The sequence below is a fragment of the Microbulbifer regidiadema (SeqCode) genome, from assembly GCF_052467605.1.
In genome coordinates this window covers 288,821-306,050 of sequence record NZ_CP174316.1, presented here as the reverse complement: position 1 = coordinate 306,050, position 17,230 = coordinate 288,821, and the positions used below count along the sequence as shown (strand labels likewise).

Here is a 17,230-nt window from a genome sequence, read left to right as displayed (position 1 = left end):
AGCCCGCTCTGTGCACTTTAGTGCTTGTAGCCAAATTCATGGCCCTTTGCGGGCTTGAGATGCCTATCTCTCAGACGTGTTGAGCGATTCACCAGGGACTGGTTCTCACCCTCAATCAGGACCTGCTCCGCATAGCTGGTAACCTCCAGCGGGTCACCGCTCCAGATCACGATATCCGCAACGGCGCCGGGCGCCAAAGTCCCCCCCTCAAGATTAAAGATCTCAGCAACATTGCTGCTGATCGCCTTTAGGGCTTCCTCATAGGCCAGACCGTTAGCCACAGCGTTACCCGCCGATTGGCGAGACAGGTAGACATTGTGAGTCGCCGCATAATCGGGCCCACTGATTGCCACTTTTACACCGGCCTTGGTCAGTAGTGCCGCGTTATCCAGGCGCGCCCCCAGGCTTGAAAATGAAGCCGGGATATTGTTGATCGCATCGATAACAACGGGCACTTGAGCCTGTGCCAGCTTATCTGCCACCATCCAACCTTCGGCTGCACCGATAATAACGAGCTTCACCTTGAAGGCTTTAGCCAGATCCAGTACCGCGAGGATATCGCTGGCCCGGTTGGCTGTTACCATCAGGGGCTCTTTACCACTGATCACCGGCTGCAAAGCTTCCAGGTCCGCCAGGCGGTAATCCAGCTCCCGCCACTCGCCCCGGCGAATGGCAGCGCGATGATTGCGGTACTCTTGGGCTTCGCGCAGTGCATTCTCCACCTTGGCATAAGCATTGGCGCGACTGCCACCGGCCAACTCGCCACCGGACTCTCCCAGGTAAGCTTTTTGCGCAACGTTCTTTGCTTCGACACTGTCAAATTCACCGTTCAATTTGATGGCAAAACTGCGCCCTGCAAATACCTGCTGCGCATCCACAGCGCCGCTATCCCAGGTGCTGATCGCCGGTGACACAACGGCGCTGGTCACGCCACCAGCTCGGTTGAACGGGATCAGGGTGGACTTTGGGTTGTAAGCGGGCAGCGGATTAAAGGCGCTGCCTATGCTGGCGCCGGTCACCTGATGATCATTGGTGGCACTGGCTGCACTGATCTCTACCAGTCCCAGCTCGGAAATAGGTGCTATCACCCCGGGCGTGACCACTTTGTTGCGCGCATCGATAACCCGATCAGCCGCGACATCCAGGGAGGGGGCCACCTGTGCAACTTTGCCATCCACAACCAGTACATCAGCAGCCTCCAAACTGCCCTGCCCGGCCAAGGTGTGCACCTTGCCACCCTTGATAAGAATCGTCTCAGCCTGGCCCGCCGCTGACATCAAGCCCAGGGCCAGCGCACAATAAACAGCTATTTTTTTCACAGTCGCTCTCCCTCTGCATCGAGAATTCCCAGTTCGAAATCGGTGTGTGGCTGACGCTTGTTATCCGCGCGATCGAACATCAATTCCCCATCAATAAATACCTGATCTACGTGGGTGTAGACACTGAAGGGGCTGCCGGACCAGACGACGATATCCGCCATCTTGCCGCTCTCAAGGCTGCCGGTTTGGTCGGCGATACCCAGGGCCTTAGCCGGGTTTAAAGTCATCCAGACCACCGCATCCTTGGGCTGGATATCGAAGCCTGCGCGCTGGCCCGCAGTCATCGCCTTGGCTGTTTCCTCGTGCAGGTGCTGAACCCCCACGCCGGAATCCGAGTGGATCATCGCACAGGCTTTGGCCTGGTCCACAATCGCGATATTGGCTTCGGTCATATCGTAGGCTTCGTGTTTAAAGCCCCACCAATCGGCCCACATCGCCGCACAAACATTGTTTTCCGCCAACAGATCGGCAACCTTGTAGGCTTCAACCGCATGGTGGAATGTAGAGATTTTGAAGTCGAACTCCTTGGCGATATCCATCATTACCGCCATTTCCTCACCGCGATAACAGTGGTTGTGAACCAGGATATCGCCATTGAGTACGCCTGCCAGGGTTTCCATTTGCAGATCGCGCTTGGGCTCATCCCCGCCGTTTTCGACGTAATCCTCCCACTCCTGCTTGTAAGCACTGGCCTGAATCCAGGCATTCCGATAGCCGGCAACGTTACCCATACGAGTGGAGGGAGAGCTTCCCTTGCCACCGTAAACCCGCTTGGGGTTCTCGCCACAGGCCATTTTCAAGCCATAGGGGGCGCCGGGGAACTTCATATCCTGAACACTGCGGCCGGGCACATTCTTCAGCGTGACACTGCGACCGCCAAATAAATTGGCCGAACCCGGTAAAATTTGCAGGGTTGTCACACCACCGGCGAGAGCCAGGGGAAATTGAGGGTCCTGGGTCCAAACCGAGTGCTCAGACCAAACCTGTGCAGTGTTTGGCGAGGTCATCTCATTGCCGTCCTGGCTGGACTCGATTCCTGGAGCCGGATAATCGCCCAGGTGAGAGTGCACATCAATAATACCGGGAGTAACCCACTTGCCTTTGCCATCGATAACCAGGGCATCTGCCGGGGCCTGCAAGCCCGCACCAATCGCCTTGATTTTGCCATTTTCAAACAGGAGGTCCGTATCGTCTCGCTGCTCCCCAGTACCAGTGAGCAGGGTTGCGCCCTGAATCAGTACCGGACGGGATTGAGTTACCAAGTAAGTAGAGGGGAAGGCATCCACGCGAGCGAAATCGAGCGACCTCGACTCACTGTCAACAGGCTTCTCACCGCAAGCGGACAACAGTAGCGAGGCACCCAACAGTGCCGCGATACCGCGCCCGAGAAATCGGGTTTGCAGCTGCATAGTCATTTCATCCAATCGTTTTGCATATGGCGGTGAATGCTACCAGTTTGTACAGATAGCGCCACCACCCAAATTGTCACAAACGACCGGTAAAAGACATGCAACTCCCAATCTAAGGGCTTATAGAGCGATTCGTATTGCGATATCTTGAGCCGCGCACCGTAGTGGGCCCCTCTACGAGCCAGAGGCGTCGCGGAATCCCCGGGGCCGCAAAAAAGAGAATGGCCAGTCAAGAAAGAATGTCTACACGGTCAAAATACATAGCCCTGCCTATATACTTTTTTACCTCTTCATGGTGGAATTTCTGGCGGAAAAACAGGCAGCCGCAACTCAGGAGGAAAAATAGGTGATCAAGGAAAATAATATGCCCATTTTTCCGCCCTCAGCATCGATAGCCGGCACCGAAGGGCAGGACTCGGCCCAGGTCTATGAAGCCCTGCGCAAAAGTGAGGAGCGCTATCGGGAGCTGGTAGAGCACGCCAACTCGATTATTATGCGCTGTGATCGACACGGTCGTATCACCTCCTTCAACGAATACGCACAACAGCTATTTGGCTATACCGAAGTCGAGATTATTGGCCGGCACTTAATTGGCACCATTGTCTCTGCCAACGAGACAAGTGGCCGGGATCTGCGGCAGTTGATGGACCATGTTTGCCGCTTCCCCGAGGAGCATCGCTACAATATCAACGAGAATGTTACCAAGTGCGGCAAGCGGATATGGATCGCCTGGACCAATAAAATTATTGCGGATGAGAGGGGCAATCCGACGGGGATTCTCAGTATTGGCTCCGATATCACTAAACAGCGATTACTGGAAGAGGAGCTTCGGCAAGCTCAAAAAATGCAAGCTATCGGTGAGCTGGCCGGCGGGATAGCCCATGACTTCAACAATATGATTCACGGGATCAATGGCTATGCGGAGGTTATTCGGCAAATATCCACCGATGCCAGAATTAACGAGTACAGCAACCAGATACTGACGACTGCCCGGCATGCATCAGAACTTACCAAACAGCTACTGACTTTTGCCCGCAAGGGAAATTACCAACTTAAGAACTGCAATACCCACGAAATCATTCGCGATGTGTGCGCGATGCTAACTCGCACTATTGATCGCAAAATCAATATTGAACAACAGCTAGAGGCAAACCGCCCACATATTGTCGGCGATCCCGCGCAACTCAAGAGCGCCCTGTTAAATATCGGGATCAATGCGAAAGACGCCATGCCCTCTGGAGGCTCGCTGAGTTTTGCCAGCGTCAATATCACGATTGAGAAATCGACTTCTATCTCCGACTTCGAACTCCAGCCGGGGCAGTACCTTTTAATTACCATTACCGATAACGGCAGCGGTATGTCTGACGAAGTGCGACGCCGTATTTTTGAGCCATTTTTCACCACCAAGGAAAGTGGCCGCGGCGCGGGCCTGGGACTTGCCGCAGTGCATGGCGCCATTCACCTACACAAAGGTGCAATACAGTGCCAGAGCCGCGAGGGAAGAGGCAGCTGTTTCAAACTGTACCTGCCAACCTCCAAGACTCCAATTAAAAAGCAGAGCTATCAGGCCAAGAAACTCGCCCGTGAACGCAAGTTGCGCATTATGGTTGTCGATGATGAAGCGATTGTCCGCACCTACTCTAAAGCGCTATTTGAAATGAACGGCTACAGCGTCGTTACCTTTGCAACCGCAGAGCAAGCCATCACTCACTATCGACAATATAGTGATGAGGTGGATCTGGTGCTTCTGGATATGATTATGCCGGGTATGGATGGCCAGGAATTGTTCGCGTTTTTAAAGCGAATTAATCCGCAAGTGAAAGCGATTCTTTCCACGGGTTACAGTGTGGATAGCAAGGTTCAGGAAGTTATTTCAGACGGCGTACTGGACTGTATTCAGAAACCATTTACGTTCGAACATCTCAGTAAAAAAATTGAAGAGATGATTACCAACGGCAAAATAACGCTGCCAAAGTAACAGAGAAACCCCGAGCAAAGAGCGCCTGCCCTTTACTCGGGGTCAACTCAATCACCTGTCTGACACAGGGAAACTGAGCCAGTCTCAATTACTGACAGGAGCTCTCATCCCAGTACTGGGGAGCCGCTGTTGGCGACCACCAGTTTGGCCCATAGGTTGAGATATATACCTGACCATCGAAAGTCACTCGGTCTCCAACCTCGTAGCTGCTGCCACCGGCATAGGGCTGCTGGAACTCAGGGCAGGAAACCGCCGAGCTGTCATCTCCACTATTGCTATCAGAGCTGTCATCGGAGCCGCTATCAGAACTATCGTCTGAATCACTGGCGGAGTCATCGCAGGTAGTTTCGCTCCAGAATTGCGGCGCCGCACTTGGGGACCACCAGTTAGGCTCATGGGTAGATTTGTAAGCGACACCGTCATAGACAACAACATCACCAATCGAGTAGCCGGGATCTCCACCATACTGCTGTACAAACGCTTCACAGCTGCTATTTCCGGAGTCGTCGGTGCTACCACTATCGCTCGAATCATCATCACTACCTGAATTGTCATCATCGGTAGTGCCATCATCCTGGTCTTCTAGGAGTTCATACCCGATCTCGACGCTTTGCAGGTTGCTGCCTTCTAACAAATAGATACTATTGATCCCATACAGGGGCTCAAAGCTGCTGCTGCCGTCATAGTCGCCAGCACGAATACTGCTTTGCTCCTGGTTAATCAGCTCAGCCAGATCGTGGGACCAGTTCTCCGCGATACCCTGCTCCTCTGAGGAGATTTCCAGAACAGTAGAATAAGAGGCGTTTTCACCAGAGCTGTCAAATACCCGGGTGTAAACTTTATCACCGACATCTAAATCTTGAGTTGGGTTAATGGTTCCGCCAACACTCCAGTCAGTGTTGACTACGTTATCACCATCAAACTCGACATCAATAACGTTATAAAAAGCATTGACCGTATCGCCCACATCCCAGACTGCAAGGATAACGTGGTAGCCCTCTCGCTCCGGCACCTGACAGTCATGCGTCGTATTGTAGGCCGGCTGCTCATAATTGCCGTCCACTTCACAGAAGGGGTCGAGGTCAAATTGATCGCGGGTCAAGACTGCATCTGGGTTCCAGTCTTCTTTGGTAATGTAGTATTTCCAGTCGCGAGTTACATGATTTGCCGTAAAGCGCCACTTAAACGTTTGCCAACCGGAGCTAATATAATTTTTAACCCAGCGATCAGAGGATTGTTCATTCAGCTCGGCCCAAGAACTATCTCCGGCACTGGCAATCTGTCCATCGGCCGGCCCGCTATCAGGAAAGCCCTCATCCCCTTCGATACTTTGCGGTTCCCACTGAACAGCACCGCAATTTACATTCATTTCGCCTGTATCGAGAGCGTATTTACACAGAGTGCCGCGAGCAGCCGCCACTCCACCATCAGCGGCCTCTACATAACCATGGCTAAGTGCATTCGCACTCATTCCGGCCAATACCATAGCCATCAGTGTGCGATTTAATAGCGGTTGCTTAATGGCAGATGCCAGCTTGGTCTTTGGTAAAAACATATCTATACCTGTTATTCAATTTTGTCCGAGCTCCCTTCCCCATCTGAACCAGGTCCCTATTCTGACTACACATACTCAATGTGCGATGTTGGTGACAGAGGTATGGACCGCTACTTAACAGCACGGTTCCTGACAATTATTGATATAAATTTACAAACCCAAAAGAGCACCAATAAACCAAACTTCTTTAAAAAAGCCTTTTAAAGGTATTTTATTTCATCTTCAGATAATTATTTAAAAAACAAAACGAGAAAAGATTGCTTTTACAGAAATAGTGAACAAACAAATCTTTGCAGGCATAAAAAACTTTAAACTCAAATCTCCACTGAATATAACTCCCCACACCTATTAGTTACCAATAGGTGACAACTCCCACCTCCCGCACACCCATTCATCCCATATCAACAAGAGGGGCGGATGTTGGCAGCTGAACCAATCTCACAAACACTTATTTCATCCTGAGAAGCTGCATTCTCCCCTGAAGCTCATCGCCCTTTAGGTTGCTGTCACAGCATTCTTTAACTTGTCACTGCAAATGCCTTTCGGGCAGCAACAATATCTGTAGGCAGGAAAATTATCCCTATTGATAAACCACCAATAGGCTAAAAGACCTATAGCTGCTCACCCCTGTCTACACTGGAAAAGAACCCAGATGATTTTGAGTTTTCCCAACCAATCACTTTCTTGTCGTCACCACTTGTAGTAGAAAAGGTAGGATCAGGGATGATGCTGTACTGGATTACCCGCAGGCTCAGCCTGTGTCTATTTTGTTCTTCTCTATTATTTCCAGCCTGGTCTCTAGCTGAAACGACAAAAAACCCGGATAAACTATGGGATACAGTTGTTGGCGCCGGTCCGGGATTTTCCAATCGCCGCAATGAACTCACCCAGTATCGCCTTGCCATATCCAAGGATTTGCCCTGGCAGTGGTCTCTTACCGGAAGATGGACACTCAGAACTCGATTGGAGACCAGCTACTTTGAGTGGCGCTCCAGCCTGGATGATGGTGATCCCGATGTTTCTAAGCGGGGAGAGGATTTAGTTCACGGTATCTCACTGAGCCCTGCATGGAGACTTGAGTACCTACCCCGCTGGGACTGGCCTATCTTTCCATACTTCGAGTTTTCCGTGGGAGCCAGCTACATTACCAAGTCCAATATTGTGAGCAAAAACACTCATCACACAACTTTGGGCTGCCATTTTCAATTTGAAGATCGAATTGGATTGGGCGCTGAGCTTGGCTATAAGCGCCACTGGGGGCTCACAACTTACGCACTGCACTATTCAAATGCTGGAATATGCTCCAAAAATTCCGGCGTGAATTTCTTTGAGTTGCGTTTGAACTATGATTTTTAATCGTTTAGACAGGTTCGCGCCGATTTATTATCGACGCGCACCTTAGGAAGCGAGTTCTACAGGATGATATGGGGTAGATAGCGGCTCATATCCTGGGTAATCAGATTTGAGTCCTCTCGGATAGACATCCCAGCGGCGAGATCATCGACGAGCCAACTGCCCACCAGGGTATGGTTTTTCCCAAATTTGGGGAGGGGGTGCAAAGCCTGGTAAATAAACCCCTCCTGGCCATAGGGACCGTCGGACAGCAAGGTGGTATCGGCTCCCTTAACCACCGAGATATTCGCCCCCTCTCTTGAAAAGATCGGTTTTTTCACTAACTCGGGAAAATCTGCTGCTTTATCCAGCTCATCTTCAAAAAATGAGGGCAACAGGTTGGGGTGCCCCGGGAAGAGTTTCCACAACATCGGCAGAAGTGCCTTATTGGAAATAATCGCCTTCCAGGGCGGCTCCAACCAGCGGACATTGCTCCCTGCCAGCAGGGCCCCAAACTCCTCGCGGAGCATAAATTCCCAGGGGTACAGCTTAAACATCCAGGTAATTACCTGATCGTTCAAATCTGTAAACTGACCCGCTTCATCCCGGCCAATATCTTCGATAAAAACGAAACGATTCTTGATCCCCGCTTCGGAGGCACAATCCTGTAAATATTGAACCGTGCCCCGGTCCTCTTCTGTCTCTTTACAGCAAGCAAAGTGCAGTTCCCGCCCTGGGGTTAAGAACTGTAGATCGTGAAAACGATTGACCAGCTTTTCCTGCAAGCTATTAAACTGATCAGACTGTAACGGCAGCGACCTTCGATCCACATTGTCCTGCAGCCACAACCATTGCCAGAAGCCGGTTTCATACAGCGAAGTGGGAGTATCGGCGTTGTTCTCGTAAAGCTTTGCCGGCCCCTTGCCGGAATAGGCAAAGTCCAGACGGGAATACAGACTGGGGTCACCGTTGCGCCAGGAGGTTCGCACAAAATCCCAGTGCTGCTCGGGAATACAGAAGCGCCTTAGCAGCTCCTCATCCTCGAGTACACGGGCGACGACGTCCAGGCACATCTGGTGAATTTCCTCGGTGGGATCTTCAATATGCTTTTCTATCTGCTCCAGGGAAAACTGATAGTAAGCACTCTCATCCCAGTAGGGCTCGCCATACATGGTATGGAAGTGAAACCCAAACTCCTGCGCCCGCTCCTGCCAGTGCGGGCGTTCACCAATCGGCAACCTCAGCACCAATCACCCCCCCCAGCCGCGCGAACCACCGCTGCTGGAGCGACCGCCGCCCCAATTGGATTTAGCCGATGCCACAGCACCAAAGCCTCCACGGGAAACGGTTTTGGTGACTTTCGGCTTGGGCTCCGTAGCGCTTTTGTCCACTTTATAGGACGAGCGGCCATAGTCGCCAATAATGCCACCATCAGCGGTCATCAGCTTGTCGCGGTAACGGGAGCCCGAGTAGTGGTAAACCGGGTTGTAGTAACCCTGGTGATAGTAGCGGTCCCTGTCATTGAGCATCGAGCCAACCATAAAGCCCGCCATCAGCGGCATCCAGATACCGCCACTGGTCTCCTGGCAGCTGCCGAACTCGGCCTCACACTGGGCTAGACGGGAGTACTTTGGCCCGGTGCGCTCGGCCTCCTCAAGCGCGCGCTGGTAAGCCGCTTTACATTGAGCTTCGTCCAACTGGGTGTTGGCCACACAGTCCTCTACTGAGGAGACAACTTTAACTTCTTCATCTGAGGAGCAACCCACGAGGGCTGCCGCTACACCCAGGGCGAGGGGGCGCAGTAAAAATTTAGAGCTACTGCCTTTGCGCATCCTTGCCAGGTTAATATTCTTGGTACGTTTCATTACCACCCCCAATCAGTAGCTCATGCAAGCCGCATTCAATACACCAACAGCAATGGTAGTCGCGGCCAACATAGTACCGGCACTCACCTCTCCGTCCTCAATACGCTCAACAATGCGCGGCATAAAGCCGAAACGGATAATGGCAAAGGCAATTAACTGAGCAATCAATGCGACCAGTGCCCAGATAGCAAAATCAATAATAGAAATGGAGTTGCTGGCTGCACCTCCAAGGGCGATCGCAAAACCCAAAACTGCACCACCAAAACCAATAGCCGCCGCAGTATTTTTTTCTTCGCGGATCAACTTCCACTCATCGTGAGGTGTCACCAGTGCGTATAAAAATTTAAACGCAATCAAAAGTACCAGTGACAGGCCAAAGTAGGCCGCAAAATGCAAAATACCAGTCAGCAAATCATAAGGCTGGTCCATTAAAAATCTCCTTATTATCCATGTATCGTCAGTTGTGAAGGGGTCAGAGTAATGCCGGTGCTAATCACCAGGCTGCGGCTTAAATAGCCTGCATCCTCTTCTTTCTCTTCGGCTGAGAGAAAAAGGGATTCGGTTTGCTGATCAGACAATTCGCGCTCGAAAAGCATGGTGAACTGATCAGTTATGGAGTAATCACCCGTTTCGTCGTAAGTCTTTTCAGACATATGCACCGGGTTGTGGTAGTCCCCTGCTGCTGTCCATACACGGTTATAGGAGCGATCCTGAAGTTGATAACTGGGCGCGCCAATATCATTCTTTAGCAATTTATTCCAGGCTTGTTCCGAGCCGACATCCAAAGTGTCGTAAAAGTGGAACAGCTTGACATCGACAACGTGCTCATCCCGCTGTCCACCCTCGGCAATCACTTGCAGCCAGGCATCATCATCGGTGTAAAAGCGGTAAATCCAAGTGCCATCCAGTTCGACAACGCCCGCCGCCTTAATAATCTGGGTCGGAGAACAGGACTCAATAGTCAACTCATCGAGTATCAGGCGAATGGCCAAAGGGTCCAGCTCAAAGCTCGCTCCCATGCGCAAGCCCATAATTTCTGGCGTCTTGACTTTAGGAGTGTCCTTTCCCGTTATTTTATTGATCAGTTTGGTAAACATGTACCAACACCTTCTTAATTACTTTTTACATCGAAACAGCTCTTTGCATCGAGCCGCTTGGCAGAAATATAATACAGCATATCACCGGTGCCGACGTGGTCGGCCAGCCCAGGATTTACATCAATTTTAACCATTCCCTTTCTGCGCACCGCAATTAAGGTGGCGGAAAGATCCCGCTTAAAATGGTCAAACAACTCACCCACCGGCAGAGACTTAGTGCCTCGGTATTCGATGCTGTACTGAGTCATACCGTAAGTGCTGTCGAGCAACTGCCGATGCAATCGGGCAGAACCGGGATCAAGTGAGGATTTTGCCAGCATTTCTACGGCAACTGATGGGATACATTCAATACTGGGACAGTGGGCACGGAGCAAATCACCCACATTTTCATCTTGGAAATAAGCCGTTTTATGGCTGTGTGGACTGAGCTTGTCGCAGAATAAAGCCGTCGTAAGAGTGACATCGTCCAGAGGGTTATCAATGATAATACGAGCGGCATCGGCCAGCCCTGCCCGCTGCATACTCTCCCTGTGAGAAAAGGACTCCACCCGCACAAAGTCAATTTTACCCGGCATCGGATTTTCGATATCGGCTTCGACACAGAGGACAATCTCTGTCGCACTGCCGTTCGTCTTGGAGAGCAACAACTCAATCAGGCGAAGTGTTCTGGTACCATTCCAGCCGATAATTACAGTGTGATTAATATGGTTTGTCATACGCAAGCCCTTCCTGCCGCGATGCACAAATTCTGAAATCGCAAAGCCAATCCTGGTCACAACCATGGCAAATAAGCTGAGACCCACCGGGATCACCCAGGCGGCAACCACGACTTTGCCTTCGTGACTTGCCGGGGAGAAGTCGCCATAGCCTACCGTCGATGCCGTAACGACCAACCAGTAGAAGAAATTCTCGCCCGCGACAATATCGGCTTCACCGGCGCTTTTGAGCAGCCAATAGGAAATAAAGACATAGCCGGCCACGGCTATGAGAATTGTGATTACATTGACCCGAATGAAAAGCGACGCCAGAAGGCGTCGCACTCGAAAAAGCAGCACTGCGTTAAGCCTTTTCGCGGCCCGCTAACAGTTGGGCCAGCTTATCACTACCACTTTTCTGACCACCGGGTTTGATACCCGCCGCTTTCAGCTTGGCATCCAAGCTGGAGCCGGTCTCTTCTGAGGCCAGCTCTTCCGCAGCTTCAAGCTCAGCAGCGCGCTGCTCCTGCTTGTCTTTGATGCGGTCCAGGCTGTCCAGTGCCGTTTTGATTTTGCTGTTCGCACCCATATGGCGGGAGGAAACCGCTACCTGTGCTTTTTGAACCGACTCAGTCGCTTTGATCTGATCGATCTGCTGCTCCATGCGGCGCACATTGGTTTTCGCCTGGCTAATATTGCCTTTCAGGGTGCGCTCGGAGCTCAGGAATCCATCCAGGATACTGCGCTCAGTCTCCAGCTGGCTTTCCAGCTCAGAAACGCGCTCCGCGCACTCAAGTGCAAGTTCGTTATCGCCCTTTTCACTCGCGTTGATAGCGTGAGTGCTATAGGTTTCAACATCGGCTTGCAGCGCCTGAACTTTACCTTCAGTCAATTTGCGCTTGGCCATGATTTTGGTCAGGTTTTCGTCGCAAGCTTTCAATTCTGCCTTTGCCTCCCGTAGTTCTTGGTCAAGAATACGAATCGATTGGCTATCCGCTACGGCTTCTGTTCCCTCGTTAACTGCGCCTTTCAATGCAGTCCAAATTCTTTTAAGGCTCATGCTACACCCTCCGTTTCAAAGTGATCGGCAAATAAATCCAGGAAGTCACCCACATTGGAGAACAGGGTTTCAACTTCCTCTATAACAACTTCGTCCTTACTGGAAACTGACAGAGCACCGAAAGCAACATAGTAGTTTTCACCACCAATATTCTTAATCGCAATGGCTGTCAATGGCACCAATTGATGTGTCTGTAGAACCATTTCATTGAGCGCTGCCACATCATCTACCTGGCTTACGGGAAACAGTATGCTTTCTACAACTATCTGCTTCTCGCCAACATAGACAAACGCATCGACGCCTTCATCGTTGGAAATGCTGAGGCAATCCCCCTCAGACTCAACCACCCAACCGGAGTGGTTGTCCGCCAACTGGCGCAGGTTCTCATTGTTCCAGGTCATCTCAACTCCCTCGCTGTGGAATATTGGTCACAAATATAGCACCAAAAAATCTGCGGTCAATAACTTATTACAAACTAATGTTGCAAATAATACACACAAAGATAATATTTACCACATTGGTGATAGTGAATAGGACGGAGTAGAGCCCATGGACCACAAGCAAAGCCTGAGCAACCAGCAAGCATTAACCCCCTACAAGCAGGCAATTGCTCGCTATGTGCGCGCATCAATGGCTTTAAAGGGTATGCGCTACGGGGATCTCGCCCAAGCACTGGCCGAGAGAGGAATTTCAATGACACCGGAAAACCTGCGCAGCAAAGTCAGCAAGTGCATGTTTTCAGCAGATCTATTGGCGGCCATCATCGATGCCATGTCGGTGGAAGACAGCGCCATGCTTGAAATCCTCAAGCAGGCCCGTGAGCTGCAAGATCGAGGACTCTATGCCGAGCAGGAGAAAAGCTAACACGCCACTCCGCTAGACTCCAGTACACGCGATCACACTTTGACTCAATCGTCAGAAGTAATGATGCCTATCCACCAATGGACGGGGGCACAGCGCCACCTGGGCTGCGCCATTACCGGTGAGTTAGTAGTGATACAATTTGACTACGGGCTCACCATTCCCGCATTTGCCAACAACTTCGGGCTCTGAGAGCTTAGCTCCTGCGGGAATTACCTTATTCGTTGGCCACCAGACAAAACAGGCGTACCTAAAATTGACTGCCCAGTTACAGTAGAGGCGCCCATCCTCCTCCTCATAGAAGCGCGCCTGACAGAAACTTAGCGTGGGACTCCGCACCCCCTGCGGGGGATCGGCCAGAGAGATTTGTACTCCAGTAATCACCGTCATACCGAGAGAGAGAATCAGCAACCAGGATTTCATCGATTTACTCTGGGACTTAACTCAAACCTCTTTGAAGATTAGCAGTTGCGGCGCAACTTTCATCTGCGAGTACTGCTAACTACTTAAAGTCTCAGGCAGCGCTACTTCCCCACCCCGGAGGATGGCCAACAACTGCCCGGTACAATCCTGACGATTTTTTAGCCAGCTGATATAAGGCAGAGGCAAAACTGGGACGCCCGCCCGGTACAGCGCCCTGTAAATCTTCACACTGAAGTATGACTCGTAATCGCCGGGGTAGCCTATCAGGTCAATACCTATACAGCGTCCACCCACTAAACACACCACATCCACAACCTGCCCAGCCACAGGAAAACCCACCCAGTGAGGAATTTCCTGTTGAGTTAATAGCTGACTGACCTCAGTGGCAAAGTGACACACCGCCTTTTCACCTGCCTGGTGGCCAGCAACGAAATGTGAGAACTCAGCATATCGGCGCAAAAGGTTGCTTGAAGGCAGAGCCTTAGGCTCAATCGACAGGGCGACCAACTGCTTTTCTTTTGCGCGGGTAATTGCAACGTTAAACATATCTGCGCGGTTGAGGTAGCTGGCCGCACGCAGTGACTGGCTATCAATGGCCATGGAAATAAGCATTAAATCCCGCTCTTCTCCTTGAAAGCCATAGGGTGTGGCAACCCGCACAGAGAAGCTCTGCAACTGCTGCGCGGAAAAGACCTTGCTCAACTCCCCCTCCAGGTAGTCAGCCTGATCCCGATAGGGAGACAAAACACCCACTGACGGCGGAATTGCAGCACCGGCATAGCGCTCGAAATGCACTTTCAACTGCGCAATAACCCAATCGCGCTCTACAGGGTTTCTGCCGTTTTTGCCCCGGCGCCCGGGTAGTTGATGGAACTCCAATGCCGATTGCGGCAATGGTTTGGGCCTGGCCCGCATAATCTTCAGGCGCTCGGAGTAAAAAGCATGATTACTAAATGCAATCAGCTCTGGATGACTGCGAAAATGCTCATCCAACATCACAACGGCCCGCTGAGTCGGAATCATATCGGACACCAAATCCAGCAGTGATTGATCCCTATAACCCAGCCTGGTCGGCAAATCGGTATCTCCCATCACCCCCTGCCAGATAGCCAGTTGCCGCTTGCGGGAGAGAAATGAGACGTGTCGCAACTGCTTACCATCACCGACAATCACTGCCCTCTCAGCCCGAAAAAGAGCCGGTAGTGAACTGGCAATATCGCACTGAGTGGCCTCATCAAAGATCACCAGATCAAACATTGCCGGCAATAGCGGCAGCACTTCACTGAGCTCATCGGCCTCCACTAACCATATAGGAAACGCCTGTAAAACCACCCCCATATCGGTCCGGGCAAAGCGCTCGGCCTGAACCTTGGAAGTTCGCGATCGCAAGGCCTGGTTAAACTGGCTCAGGGTGCCCCTGCTCTTTTCCAGAAGGCTGCGCAATTTCTCTCGACGGTAACTATTCAGATACTGACTCGCGAGACTCTCAAAGTGGCGCCGCTGGCTATCAATCGCGCCTTGCGACTCCCACAGGCTTTTAACGTTCAAGCGATTTGCAAAGAGCCTCCCGATATATCGCACCACCCACTGGGCAAGCCGGCCCGCGCCAATAAAGCGCGCCAGCCGCAGCGCTTTGGCAAAGCGCCTTTCCAAGCCCCCCAAATCACGATAGGCCCTCTTCACCGCCTTCCTAAGCTGGGAGGGATTTTCCCCGAGGGGCCCCACCCCCTCTTTCAACAAACTATCGAGGTGAGCTTTTAAACTGGGGATAAAGCCCCGCTCCCCCCGATGCACATAGCCCTGGGTAAGACCGTATTCATCGCGTAACTTATCCCGCACCACATCCAGCGCTTGCGGGGTTTTCGATACCACCAAAACGCTTTCACCGTGCAGCACTCGGTCGATCACCATAGCCGCGATCGTAAAACTCTTTCCCGTACCTGGCGGCCCAGAAACAAGGCTTAATGGAAAGCAGGCTGCATTCTCCAATGCACTCTCCTGAGCACTACTCAGCAGCCCCGGCAACATATCGGGCTCAGAATCCTTCTGCTGGGTTCCACTGGAACAACCCCCCAACAATGCCTGTAGCGGTGCGGGTAAGTTTTTCTCCCGATTTAAAAGCTGTAGCTCGTGTAATACTCCCCGGGAGCCCCTGGATCTATCCGCCAGAATTAGCGCACTCGCGGAAACCAGGGACAGCTGGGTACTCTTCACCGCGCTTTCAACAACGGCCTGTTCGCTCAGATTGGGCCAACGCCCCAGCTCCTCTACATTTTCCAACACGGTATAACGGGCTAACCAGCGACCAATGCCGGCTAACTGTGTCGTGGACAGCGGTAAAGAAAGTGTTGGGAAACTATCGGTTATTGAGGAATCGATATCCGGCTTTAAAAGCTGGCGCAAAACCGGGAGATTAACCTGAATATTTACCGAGTTAACCTCTGCGAAATAATCTTCGTCAAGATATAACTTGGCCGGGAAATAAAGTAGAGGTGCACAGAGCTTACGCCTTGCCGTCAACCCAGACTGCTGGGCGTAATTTCCACAGATAAACAAGCAGCCATAGATCAGGCGCCGCTCTTTGCGGTAAGTATCCACCTGTTCCAGAAGTTTTACTCCCGCAGTGTCGGCGACAGGTATACGCGGCAATTCATCACTGCCCAAGTAGTCTCGTTCATCTATAAATAGACGCCGACTGACCTTGAGACTCAGAATATTATTGAGGGAGAGGTCGTAACTGTCAGCCCGATAACAGCGCCGAAAGTACTCGATTAACTTCTTGGAGGGGTATGGCATAGCGGCCAACTGCTTGCTGGAGGACAACAAAATTCTAACGGAAGCTGGAATCTTGTTATACCCCCAGAGGCCGCTTACCCTCAGCTACCAGCCTTTAGCAATTGATACTTGCGGCGCTCGTGCTCACTCAGTTGCAGGCCGTATTTATTCACAATGGCCATAAATCGCTTGAGATAAACCTGCTTTACCGGCGCATAGGGCGGCATCCACTGGTCCGGCCCCTTATGACCTTTGCTCTGGTTGCGGCCATCATCGACCAACCATAAGTTTTCCACATCCTCTGCAAACCGCTGCTTTCGCTTGCGAGTCCAATTAGCCCCGCCGTGATCGTGAGCCCACTTTAGCGGCACAATATGCTCCACATCCAGGTCCGATGCCTTTACAAAGAAGCCGCCGGTATAAGGATCCAACCACAAGCCCGAATCCACCTTGCAGCGGTTGGAGCGAGTATAAGTTACCGGGGATAATGAATAGCGAATCAGCAATTCATGGCGCGTGTCCTGGCAATCCCGATCGGAATCAGACCACTTGGGCAACCACTCCTCCCGATCATAAGGCACCGCAAGAGCGGAACAACTGAAGAAAAACACAAAAACAAAAGAGAACAATCTAGAGACTGACCGAATACTCATACATCAACTACCCATCAAATTCTGAGTAGTAGATTACAAGAAATTACGCGCCAATTGTATGCGCGGGTTCAAATCAACAGAAAGTGGTCCACAGTGATAAAAAAACACCCCCAACAAAAATAAGGCTACAGAAAGAGAGACAAAGAGAAGCGCAGATCGGGGAAATGGTAAAATTTGAGATAAAAATACCCTGCCAGATGAGCGCCCG

The 17,230-nt window shown here is 51.5% G+C and carries 16 protein-coding genes; 3 read left to right on the top strand and 13 right to left on the bottom strand.

All coding sequences use genetic code 11. The annotated features are described in order from the left end of the window. Nucleotides 1–17: 17 nt before the first annotated feature. Nucleotides 18–1,319: an amidohydrolase family protein gene (locus ACJJIF_RS02125; RefSeq protein WP_444930596.1), complete on the bottom strand. Its 1,302-nt coding sequence runs from the start codon at nucleotides 1,317–1,319 to the stop codon at nucleotides 18–20. After that, entirely contained in the window at nucleotides 1,316–2,728 is a 1,413-nt protein-coding gene (locus tag ACJJIF_RS02120; RefSeq protein WP_444930595.1) for an amidohydrolase, read from the bottom strand. Before ACJJIF_RS02120 ends, ACJJIF_RS02125 begins: the two co-directional genes overlap by 4 nt. Before the next feature lie 346 nt (nucleotides 2,729–3,074). Between ACJJIF_RS02120 and ACJJIF_RS02115 the strand changes: the two genes are divergently transcribed. Beyond that, nucleotides 3,075–4,706, top strand: coding sequence for a hybrid sensor histidine kinase/response regulator (locus ACJJIF_RS02115; protein ID WP_444930594.1), 1,632 nt, complete (start codon nucleotides 3,075–3,077; stop codon nucleotides 4,704–4,706). Between the two features lie 88 nt (nucleotides 4,707–4,794). On the opposite strand, the gene ACJJIF_RS02110 is transcribed toward ACJJIF_RS02115, so the two are convergent. After that, nucleotides 4,795–6,261 carry a lytic polysaccharide monooxygenase gene (locus ACJJIF_RS02110; RefSeq protein ID WP_444930593.1) on the bottom strand — a complete coding sequence of 489 codons (1,467 nt, stop codon included), beginning with the start codon at nucleotides 6,259–6,261 and terminating at the stop codon, nucleotides 4,795–4,797. Nucleotides 6,262–6,984: 723 nt separating this feature from the next. On the opposite strand from ACJJIF_RS02110, the gene ACJJIF_RS02105 reads away from it, so the two are divergent. Next, complete coding sequence (locus ACJJIF_RS02105) at nucleotides 6,985–7,617, top strand: acyloxyacyl hydrolase (RefSeq protein WP_444930592.1); 633 nt, start codon at nucleotides 6,985–6,987, stop codon at nucleotides 7,615–7,617. A gap of 56 nt (nucleotides 7,618–7,673) precedes the next feature. On the opposite strand, the gene ACJJIF_RS02100 is transcribed toward ACJJIF_RS02105, so the two are convergent. The 7 genes from ACJJIF_RS02100 to ACJJIF_RS02070 are packed head-to-tail and all read right to left on the bottom strand — an operon-like array spanning nucleotide 7,674 to nucleotide 12,711. Continuing rightward, the gene (locus ACJJIF_RS02100; RefSeq protein ID WP_444932304.1) at nucleotides 7,674–8,840 is read right to left on the bottom strand and encodes a glutathionylspermidine synthase family protein; all 1,167 of its coding nucleotides are present in this window, start codon (nucleotides 8,838–8,840) and stop codon (nucleotides 7,674–7,676) included. 3 nt (nucleotides 8,841–8,843) lie between these two features. After that, a complete protein-coding gene (locus ACJJIF_RS02095) occupies nucleotides 8,844–9,458 on the bottom strand; it encodes a DUF1190 domain-containing protein (RefSeq protein ID WP_444930591.1) in 615 nt (204 codons plus the stop codon). 12 nt (nucleotides 9,459–9,470) lie between these two features. After that, nucleotides 9,471–9,887, bottom strand: a complete 417-nt coding sequence (locus tag ACJJIF_RS02090) for a DUF350 domain-containing protein (RefSeq protein ID WP_444930590.1) — start codon at nucleotides 9,885–9,887, stop codon at nucleotides 9,471–9,473. A gap of 14 nt (nucleotides 9,888–9,901) precedes the next feature. Then, nucleotides 9,902–10,555, bottom strand: coding sequence for a YjfK family protein (locus ACJJIF_RS02085; RefSeq protein ID WP_444930589.1), 654 nt, complete (start codon nucleotides 10,553–10,555; stop codon nucleotides 9,902–9,904). Nucleotides 10,556–10,569: 14 nt separating this feature from the next. Next, nucleotides 10,570–11,610: a potassium channel family protein gene (locus tag ACJJIF_RS02080; protein WP_444930588.1), complete on the bottom strand. Its 1,041-nt coding sequence runs from the start codon at nucleotides 11,608–11,610 to the stop codon at nucleotides 10,570–10,572. Between the two features lie 4 nt (nucleotides 11,611–11,614). Further along, complete coding sequence (locus ACJJIF_RS02075; protein ID WP_444930587.1) at nucleotides 11,615–12,310, bottom strand: PspA/IM30 family protein; 696 nt, start codon at nucleotides 12,308–12,310, stop codon at nucleotides 11,615–11,617. Continuing rightward, the gene (locus ACJJIF_RS02070; RefSeq protein ID WP_444930586.1) at nucleotides 12,307–12,711 is read right to left on the bottom strand and encodes a DUF2170 family protein; all 405 of its coding nucleotides are present in this window, start codon (nucleotides 12,709–12,711) and stop codon (nucleotides 12,307–12,309) included. The genes ACJJIF_RS02075 and ACJJIF_RS02070 overlap by 4 nt, the downstream gene beginning before the upstream one ends. A 148-nt stretch (nucleotides 12,712–12,859) precedes the next feature. Between ACJJIF_RS02070 and ACJJIF_RS02065 the strand changes: the two genes are divergently transcribed. Then, nucleotides 12,860–13,174, top strand: coding sequence for a DUF6471 domain-containing protein (locus tag ACJJIF_RS02065; protein WP_108732688.1), 315 nt, complete (start codon nucleotides 12,860–12,862; stop codon nucleotides 13,172–13,174). Nucleotides 13,175–13,297: 123 nt separating this feature from the next. On the opposite strand, the gene ACJJIF_RS02060 is transcribed toward ACJJIF_RS02065, so the two are convergent. The 3 genes from ACJJIF_RS02060 to ACJJIF_RS02050 all read right to left on the bottom strand — a co-directional run bounded on the left by ACJJIF_RS02060 (nucleotide 13,298) and on the right by ACJJIF_RS02050 (nucleotide 17,022). After that, nucleotides 13,298–13,594 (bottom strand): hypothetical protein, encoded by a 297-nt coding sequence (locus ACJJIF_RS02060; protein ID WP_444930585.1) that lies wholly within the window; start codon nucleotides 13,592–13,594, stop codon nucleotides 13,298–13,300. Between the two features lie 75 nt (nucleotides 13,595–13,669). After that, nucleotides 13,670–16,417: a DEAD/DEAH box helicase gene (locus ACJJIF_RS02055; protein ID WP_444930584.1), complete on the bottom strand. Its 2,748-nt coding sequence runs from the start codon at nucleotides 16,415–16,417 to the stop codon at nucleotides 13,670–13,672. Between the two features lie 53 nt (nucleotides 16,418–16,470). Beyond that, the gene (locus tag ACJJIF_RS02050) at nucleotides 16,471–17,022 is read right to left on the bottom strand and encodes a GmrSD restriction endonuclease domain-containing protein (RefSeq protein ID WP_444930583.1); all 552 of its coding nucleotides are present in this window, start codon (nucleotides 17,020–17,022) and stop codon (nucleotides 16,471–16,473) included. Nucleotides 17,023–17,230 lie beyond the last annotated feature (208 nt).

What these genes read in the sequence shown, in the direction of transcription:
- ACJJIF_RS02120 (WP_444930595.1), bottom strand. Translation starts at nt 2,728, where the DNA reads ATGCAGCTGCAAACCCGATTTCTCGGGCGCGGTATCGCGGCACTGTTG.
- ACJJIF_RS02110 (WP_444930593.1), bottom strand. Translation starts at nt 6,261, where the DNA reads ATGTTTTTACCAAAGACCAAGCTGGCATCTGCCATTAAGCAACCGCTA.
- ACJJIF_RS02105 (WP_444930592.1), top strand. Translation starts at nt 6,985, where the DNA reads ATGATGCTGTACTGGATTACCCGCAGGCTCAGCCTGTGTCTATTTTGT.
- ACJJIF_RS02095 (WP_444930591.1), bottom strand. Translation starts at nt 9,458, where the DNA reads ATGAAACGTACCAAGAATATTAACCTGGCAAGGATGCGCAAAGGCAGT.
- ACJJIF_RS02090 (WP_444930590.1), bottom strand. Translation starts at nt 9,887, where the DNA reads ATGGACCAGCCTTATGATTTGCTGACTGGTATTTTGCATTTTGCGGCC.
- ACJJIF_RS02085 (WP_444930589.1), bottom strand. Translation starts at nt 10,555, where the DNA reads ATGTTTACCAAACTGATCAATAAAATAACGGGAAAGGACACTCCTAAA.
- ACJJIF_RS02075 (WP_444930587.1), bottom strand. Translation starts at nt 12,310, where the DNA reads ATGAGCCTTAAAAGAATTTGGACTGCATTGAAAGGCGCAGTTAACGAG.
- ACJJIF_RS02070 (WP_444930586.1), bottom strand. Translation starts at nt 12,711, where the DNA reads ATGACCTGGAACAATGAGAACCTGCGCCAGTTGGCGGACAACCACTCC.
- ACJJIF_RS02065 (WP_108732688.1), top strand. Translation starts at nt 12,860, where the DNA reads ATGGACCACAAGCAAAGCCTGAGCAACCAGCAAGCATTAACCCCCTAC.
- ACJJIF_RS02060 (WP_444930585.1), bottom strand. Translation starts at nt 13,594, where the DNA reads ATGAAATCCTGGTTGCTGATTCTCTCTCTCGGTATGACGGTGATTACT.
- ACJJIF_RS02050 (WP_444930583.1), bottom strand. Translation starts at nt 17,022, where the DNA reads ATGAGTATTCGGTCAGTCTCTAGATTGTTCTCTTTTGTTTTTGTGTTT.